Raw genomic sequence first — 3,616 nt, 5'->3', positions numbered from 1 at the left:
TTGTTTTACTTGCTGTAGGTGGTTTGGGCGAAGATGCCTATGCCATACCTATATTAAAACTATTGCAGGAAGAGGCTAACCGAAATGCTGATGTTACCGCCATACATTCGGTACTTCGAAGATTGGAAGATAAAGGTTTTGTAAAATCAATTATGGGTGGAGCCACCAAGGAAAGAGGAGGTAGGAGAAAGAAATACTTTACCCTTACCAATACTGGTCGTGAAACCTTGGATGAAATAATGGAGATACGCTCAGCCATGTACAACAAAATCCCAAAACTTTCTTTTATCGGCCTTAGGTTATGAAACATCAGCCTCCTATCTGGGCCGATCGCTTTTTGGAGTGGTATTGTAACCCACTTTTACTGGAAGATATTCAGGGAGATTTACATGAACTCTATAATGAACATGCAAATCATAAGGGTGTATTCCTTGCAAACATAATTTTCTGTTGGCATGTGATTAGGTCATTTCGCTTGTCAACTATATCAATAGACAACAACAAAAACTCAAAATTTATGATGACTAAAAACAATTTAAAAGTAGCATTTCGTGTATTAGGCCGAAATAAACTGAACACATTCCTGAATCTTAGTGGTCTGGCCATAGGCATTACCTGTTTTCTATTGCTTGGTTTTTTTGTAAAACAGGAGCTTAGCTATGATCAATTTCATTCTAAGAAAGATCGAATTTATCGTGCTTGGGTAAAGGAAGTTTATGGCGAAGACAAGGTATTCTTCAATTCGGTAACACCATTTATTTTCAAACCAGTATTAGAGGAAAATTTTGAGGAATTTGAGCATGTGGTTCAGATCAATCGCATAAACCTTTTGATGGGCGAGGTAAACAACAGATTCAACGAAAATGCAGCAGCCATAAGTCCTGAATTCTTCGAAGTGTTTGACTTTACCATTGTACGTGGTAATAAAGAAAAGCCGCTTGAAGATAAATCCCAGGTAATTTTATCCGAGTCCATGGCTCAGAAATATTTCGGACTGGATGACCCGATTGGTAAAGTGCTACCAATTCAAATTGGTGAGGAGTTTCGGGATTTCACCGTTGCCGCTATAATAGCCGACATGCCTCAAGAGTCAAGTATACAATTTGATATTGCACTCTCGGGTCTAATTAACGTGGAATTATTTGGTCAAAATCAAATGGATGCCTGGTTTTCCGTGACACCCGAAACGTATGTTCTTGTAAGGGAACAAAATACCATTGCCTCAGTTGAAGCAGCACTGCCTGAAGTAATCATGAGCTATCTCAAAGAGGAAGTGGATGACGGTGTATACAACATTGGCTTTCAGCCGCTCACAGATATCCATCTAAACCCTGAAATTCCTGCAGGAATTGCACCTGTAGGCAATCCAACCTATGTGTATATTTTGGCTGCCATTGGCCTGGTTGTTTTAGTTGTAGCGTTGATTAACTACACTACACTTTCAATCGGGCAATCCATCAAACGAAGCAAAGAAGTTGGGGTGAGAAAAGTAATGGGGGCTGCCAAGAATTCATTAGTGAATCAATATCTCACAGAAAGCCTCATTATATCCGCGTTGGCTGTAATTATAGGGTTAGTTTTAACCTACGCCTTACTGCCATTTTTCAATAAATTAACAGGTGCTGATGTGATTTGGCAATTTGAGTTTTGGCATATTCTCGTTTACCTGAGTCTGATTGCCTTTGTTGGATTGGCCTCCGGCTTTTATCCGGCCCTGATTTTATCCAGGCTTAATACCATTACCTCGCTAAAGGGTAATGAAAAAGTAAAGCGAAACAGTTTTTTAAGAAACAGCATGGTAATATTCCAGTTTGTTGTTACTGTTTTTTTGATATCATCAACCTTAATAATGAGCCGGCAGCTCAACTATATGCAAACCAAAGATGTTGGTTACAATTATGAAGCAACAGTAGCTGTGCCGCTTTATGCCGACCCTAACGCAAGAAGAATTTCTGAATTAATTAGCACAGCTATGGAAAAGGGAACGATGTTGAAGTCGAAACTTGAGACATATAGCTCCATTACGGATGTCAGTATGGGGTCGCATGTGTTTGGAAGTCAGGGTTGGGGACAGGTTGGTTATACGGCAGACGATGGCACATTCCGGCAGCTCAGATTTGTTGCTGTAGATGATAATTACTTAAACACATTTAAAATACCTTTAATTGAAGGTAGAAATTTTGAAAAGAACAGTGATGCAGATAAGCGGCAGGCTATGATACTCAACAAAGCTGCTGTCGATTATTTGGGCATTGAAAATCCGGTGGGTAACAGGCTTCCTGGAAGCAAATTTGGTGATCATATAATCATTGGAGTAACTGAAAATTTCAATTATTCGTCTTTACATACCGAAGTTGAACCACTGGTGATTACACAAAATATAGAACCACTATATGCAGCTATTAGTGACCACAACTTTAATGATTCCCCGGTTCCCAAATTAATATTCAGATATAAGGGTGCTAGTCTGGCCAATGTGAAAGGTGTTTTGGAGAAGGAGTGGAAAGCTACATTTCCTGAGGAGGAGTTAAATTTCTCCTTTGTAGAAGATAACATGCAGGCCATGTACGAAAGCGAAATACAAATGAACCGATTAGTTCTTGTTTCAACTGGGCTGGCCATTATTATTGCGAGCTTGGGCCTTTTGGGGTTAACCATTTTAGTATCGAATAGCCGTATAAAAGAGATAGGCATTCGTAAAATTGTTGGGGCATCACTAATTTCATTATTCGGCACGCTAGCAAAGGGCTTTATCCCTCAGTTAGTAGCTGGTATCGTACTTTCAATACCTATTACTTATTGGCTAATGAGTACCTGGCTGAGTGATTTTGCGTTTCGAATTGAAATTGGAATAGGCACTTTTTTAATCAGCGGAATTTTATCGATTGTTATTGCTCTATTTGTTATTAGCTATCATACTTTGAAGGCAGCAATGGTGAACCCCGTAGAAACATTGAGGGTGGAATAGTTACCTATAATTTAAAAGTCATCCTGACGAAGGAAGGACCTTACTAAGATAAATTCAATACACTAATTAGTAGGATTCTTCCTTCGTTGGAATGACTCTCTTTTAGGAGATGTTTACTTAATCTCGAAAACAGCCCTAATTTCAGCTGATATGGTAATATTTTTATATTCTAAATCCGACTGATAGTCACCCTCCATTTTAGCTTCCATCATCATAGAGTTTCTGGCATATACGGGTTGATTGCCATAATCTATTTCCTGAATTTCTATAGCCCCACCAATTTCTTCATCAATAGAATTTAATAATGATGTTGCTTTGGTCTTGGCATTTTTAAGGGCTTCAATCTTTAATTTCATTTTAAACTCTTCAATCTTAGAATGGCTTACTTCTGCAATGTTAATGCTGTTCACACCATCAGCATCAAGCTTTTCAATTAGATCATTCAACATCTTCAAGTTGTTTACCTTCAATTTAAAGCTCTTCGTGGCTAAAAATTCATCAGATTTACGCTTTTTCCAATCCCAGTTATAGCCGTAAATGTTATCAACAGTTAAATTGTTTTCACCGAGGTTCAACTGCTTAACAGCTTTCACTAAACCTGCTTCAAGCGTATTGATATCTACCTTCTTCAACCCGCTTTTATATTCT

The 3,616-nt window shown here is 38.4% G+C and carries 3 protein-coding genes; 2 read left to right on the top strand and 1 reads right to left on the bottom strand.

Annotation, left to right across the window (positions count from 1 at the left end; translation table 11 throughout):
• The coding region (locus RLO81_RS20050; RefSeq protein WP_350116139.1) for a PadR family transcriptional regulator at positions 1-305 on the top strand (305 nt) is incomplete at its 5' end.
• A complete protein-coding gene (locus RLO81_RS20045; RefSeq protein ID WP_350116136.1) occupies positions 302-2,968 on the top strand; it encodes an ABC transporter permease in 2,667 nt (888 codons plus the stop codon). The genes RLO81_RS20050 and RLO81_RS20045, both read left to right, overlap by 4 nt.
• A gap of 113 nt (positions 2,969-3,081) precedes the next feature.
• Here the strand turns inward: RLO81_RS20045 and RLO81_RS20040 are convergent.
• Positions 3,082-3,616, bottom strand: a 535-nt coding sequence (locus RLO81_RS20040; RefSeq protein ID WP_350116133.1) for an SIMPL domain-containing protein, incomplete at its 5' end; no start/stop codon positions are given.

It is taken from the genome of Fulvivirga sp. (assembly GCF_040220315.1).
Classification (GTDB): Bacteria; Bacteroidota; Bacteroidia; order Cytophagales; family Cyclobacteriaceae; genus Fulvivirga.
The sequence above is the reverse complement of the archived record's forward strand: the minus strand, read 5'-3'. Positions and strand labels throughout refer to the sequence as shown.